Below are 4,360 nucleotides of genomic sequence, written 5' to 3'. Positions count from 1 at the left end.
ACCGATTCAGCCGCACCTCTCGGAGGCAATGCCAAGCCGCAGCCTCATCCATCGGCCGCTCCGGAACAGGCGCCTCCGCAGACTCGCCCCAACTCGAAGCTGCCCCGGAAAACTGCACCGGTTCGGCCGCACCCCGGGGAGGCAACCCCCGCGAAGCCGCAGCATCATCCGCCGACCGCTCCGGAACGGACTCCCCCGCAGGGGCACCTCCACTCGAACTCGGCCCCAACGGCCGCGCTGATTCGGCCTCGCCTCTCGGAGGCAACCCACGCCAAGGGCCGGGCTCATCCACCGGCCGCTCCGGAACAGATGCCCCCGCGGACTCGCCCCAACTCGCGTCTGCCGATGGCCGCACCGGTTCGGCCGCGCCCCCCGGAGGCAACCCCTGCCAAGCCGCAGCCTCATCCATCGGCCGCTCCGGAACGGACGGGCCCGCAGAACCGCCCCCACTCGCTTCGGGGCCCGACGGCCGCACCGGTTCGGCCTCAGGCCTGGAAGGCAGTCCGCGCCACGTTTCCGGCTCCAGCGGCGTCCCTGGATCACCCGGCGTCGCCTCGGCGCCGCCCCCCATGGGCCGCCAGCGCGGCTCATCCGGCTCGTCCACTGCCCCGAAACCAACCGACCGGTCGGGGACGGACGGCCCAGTGGGGTCGCCCGGAGACGACACCTCCGACGGCGGGCCCTCGGGCACCACTCTCGGGCCCCGCGGCGTCCAATCAAGGGACGTCGACGATGGCGTGTCTTCCTGCGTACCCGGCTCGTGCACCGGGACCGTCGGAGTGCCCTCCGAAGCGGCGACCTCGTTCGACGCGTCCGGTTTCCCTCGGTTCTTCCAGGGCCACGAGATACGCCGACCGCGCGACCTCGGCGCCGAAGGGCCGGGGCGCCATTCGTCCTCGCCGGACCCACCGGGCCAAGAGTGCCCGCCCTGCGGCGCCCCTTGCGCGCCCGTCGACGGATCGGGGCGGCCGCCCGACGGCCGCTCCCCGGCCGACGGGGAAGGCGCACCCACACCACCGGGCGTCCGCTCCGGGCTTACCGGGGGCGCCGCACCTTGCGGACTCGACGGGCCCGCGTCCGCGAGCGGCGCCCAGCCGCCCCTGTCGGGGGCCGGAACATCCCGAGGATCGGACGGGCCAGGAGCACCGGCCGACATCCACTCCGGGGCCGCACCCGGCGGGCTTGCTGCCGCAGACGGCGCCCAACTCGGCGCGTCCGTACCGGAGACCGGGACATCCCCCGGCTCGGACGAGCCCGGGTCAACGGCCGACGTCCACTCCGAAGGCGCCGAAGGAGCCGCACCCGCCGGGCCTGTAGCCGCAGACGGCGCCCAACCAGGCGCGCCCGTATCGGGGGCCGGGACATTCTCCGGACCGGACGGGCCGGGGGCACCTGTCGACGTCCACGTCCGGGGGCTGCGGCGGGGCGGCGCCGGGCGGGGGCGTCGGGTCCGGGTTCGCGGGCGGCGTCCAGTCGCGCTGCGGCGCGGGCGCACCGGCCGGTGTCCACTGGTGGCCCGTCGGGGACGGGTCCGCGGACGGGCCCGGCGTCCATTGGGGGGCCGTCGGGGACGGGCCGGGGGGCGGGAGCGGAGGTGACGCAGATGTCTCCGGACGGTAAGGGCGCGGTGGTGCGGCGCCTGCAGGGGGCTTGGTTCTGCCCGCCACGTGGACGTCTCCCGGGTGCGGGAGTTCGGGTTCGGGTGCTGGACGCTCGTGCGGGCCGAATCTCACGCTTCGATCCTGCGTGCCACGAAGATCATCGGCAAGGTCGTCCGAACAGGGCGGCGCACAGGGTTTCGAGGCGGTCGGGGCCGTCTTCGACGGGCAGCACGGTGAGGGCGCCCTCGTCGAGGTGCAGTCGGACGGAGATTTCGCGGCCCAGGGGTTCGGTGCCGCCGTGGGCGGCGGCGATGTCGCGCAGGCCGACGGAGACGACGGCGGGGAGGCGGACGGTGTCGGCGGCGGTGCGCAGGGCGTCGTGCCAGAGGTCGAGGAGGCGGTGGGCCAGGCCGTTGAGGACGCGGGCCCACGGTTCGACGAGGGCGGACGGGACGTCGTCGGTCTGGAGTTCGGGTAGGCCGAACCGGGCGAGGCCGCGGGTGGTGAACAGGTAGCCGTCGCCGGACGGGGTGTGCGGCAGGAGGATCCAGTCGGTGAGGCGCACGGCGCGTCGGGGGACGGGAGGGAGCGTTCGAGGCGGTCGCGGGGCAGGATCTGCGGGGTGAAGACGTCGATCACGGTGCCGGGGACGGCGGCGGCGATGGCGCGGGCGCCATTCGTGGGCGGGCGGGCGGCCGGGACGGTACGCGGCGCGGACGGCGAGGCAGGTGCGTCGCGCCGGGAGAGGGCGGCGAGGTCGCGGGGGGCGGCGCCGTAGGCGGTGAGTAGGTCGGTGGGGAGCGGGGGGAAGTCGGCTGCGGGGCGTTGGTCGAGGGTGACCATGGGGCTGTCGAGCATGCCGAGGACGAGGTCGCGCAGCGGCGGGTCGATGCGGCGGGCGACCTCGGTGCGGGCGAGGTCGCCGGGGTCGGCGACCGGTTCCGCGGGCGCGATCGCGTAGACGGCCTCCAGGGTCTCCGGGACCGGCAGCGTCAGTTCTCCCACGCTTCGATCTGAACGGAGCCGGCGCCGGAAATGATCTGTCGCGGGGGTGACGGTTCCCTATAGGTCGTGTTCGAACCAGACGACCTTGCCCGCCGCGGTGCGGTGGGTGCCCCAGCGGGCGGCGAGGTTGCTGACGAGCTGGAGTCCGCGGCCGGACTCGTCGGTGGCGGCGGCGGTGCGCAGGTGCGGCAGGTCGGCGCCGTCGTCGTAGACCTCGCAGACGAGCGCGCGCCCCCGGATGAGGCGGAGGCGGATGGATCCGGCGCCGTGCAGGAGGGCGTTGGTGGCGAGTTCGCTTGCGAGGAGCTGGATGGTGGGGGTGAGGGCGTCGAGGTTCCATTGGACGAGCCGTTCGGCGACCTGCGCGCGCGCCCAGCGGACCATGGACGGTTCGGGTTCGAGGTCCCACGCGGCGACGTCGGCGGCGGGGACGCCGTCGAAGCCGACGGCGACGAGGGCGATGTCGTCGGCGGGGTTGTCGCTGCCGAGACCGGCGAGGACGGCGTCGCAGGCGGCGTCGAGGTCGGGCGGGGCGGCGGCGAGGCAGTCGGTGAGCTCCCGCAGGCCCTGGTCGAGGTCGCGGTCGCGGCGTTCGAGGAGGCCGTCGGTGCACAGGACGAGCCGGGAGCCGTCCTCGACGGGGATCTGGACGGCTTCGAAGGGGGCGCCGCCGACGCCGATGGGGACGCCTTCGGGGAGGTCGAGGACGCGGCCGGTGCCGTCCGGGGCGACCAGGACGGGCGGGACGTGCCCGGCGTTGGCGAGGGTGCAGGTGCGGGCCACCGGGTCGTAGATCGCGTAGAGGCAGGTGGCGAGGTAGCCGTCGCCGAGGCGGCGGGCGAGGCCGTCGAGCTGGCGCAGGAGGCGGCCGGGGCGGGTGTCCTCCCCGGCGAGGGTGCGGACGGCGGTGCGGAGCTGGCCCATGATCGCGGCGGAGGTGAGGCCGTGGCCCATGACGTCGCCGACGACGATGCCGAGCCGGCAGCCGGGCAGCGGGATGGCGTCGAACCAGTCGCCGCCGACCTGGGCGGCCTGCCCGGCGGGCCGGTAGCGGTAGCGGACGCGCGCGCCCGCGACGTCGGGCGGGTCGTCGGGGAGCATGCTGCGCTGGAGTTCCTGGGCGGTCTGGACTTCGCGCCGGTAGAGCCGCCCGTTGTCGATGCAGAGCGCGGCGCGGCGGGCGAGTTCGCCGAGGAGGGCGAGGTCGAGGTCGTCGAAGCCGGGCCGGTCGGATTTGCGGAGCAGCTTGATGTTGCCGAGGGCGCGGCCGCGGGCGATGAGCGGGACGATCAGCAGTGCGCGTCCGGTGAAGAGGGGGCGCAGGTCGCGGTCGGTGAAGGGGGCGGCGAGACGGTCGGCGCACGCTTCGTCGACGTGCGGCACGTGGACGGTGCGTCCGGTGCGCATGGCCTGCAGGCACGACGTGCCGGGCGGCAGCCGGAGGGCTTCGCCTTCGGGGACGATGTCGTCCCATCGTCCGGGTTCGTCGTTGTGGACGACGCCGACGCGGCGCACGTGGACGGTCTCGGCGATGTCGGCGGCGGGGCTGGCGGAGTCGGCGACGCGTCGAGGAGTTCGACGGCGGCGAAGTCGGCGAGCCTGGGGACGAGCGTCCCGGCGAGGGTGCGGGCGGCCTGCAGGTGGTCGAGGGATCCGCCTATCTGCTGCCCCGCCTCGCCGAGGAACGCGAGGTGTCCCGCACGGCCTCGGTGTCGGCCGCGGGGCGGACGGGGGCGTCGGGACGGACGGTGGGG

At 75.2% G+C, this 4,360-nt stretch carries 2 protein-coding genes; both read right to left on the bottom strand.

The features are described from left to right. Window positions 1-1,758: 1,758 nt before the first annotated feature. Window positions 1,759-2,166 (bottom strand): hypothetical protein, encoded by a 408-nt coding sequence (locus BJF79_RS62745; RefSeq protein ID WP_075903411.1) that lies wholly within the window; start codon window positions 2,164-2,166, stop codon window positions 1,759-1,761. Between the two features lie 497 nt (window positions 2,167-2,663). Further along, window positions 2,664-4,139 carry a SpoIIE family protein phosphatase gene (locus BJF79_RS33240; protein ID WP_262402909.1) on the bottom strand — a complete coding sequence of 492 codons (1,476 nt, stop codon included), beginning with the start codon at window positions 4,137-4,139 and terminating at the stop codon, window positions 2,664-2,666. Between the last annotated feature and the right edge of the window lie 221 nt (window positions 4,140-4,360).

The sequence above is a fragment of the Actinomadura sp. CNU-125 genome (assembly GCF_001942465.1).
Taxonomy (GTDB): domain Bacteria; phylum Actinomycetota; class Actinomycetes; order Streptosporangiales; family Streptosporangiaceae; genus Spirillospora.
The sequence above is the reverse complement of the archived record's forward strand: the minus strand, read 5'-3'. Positions and strand labels throughout refer to the sequence as shown.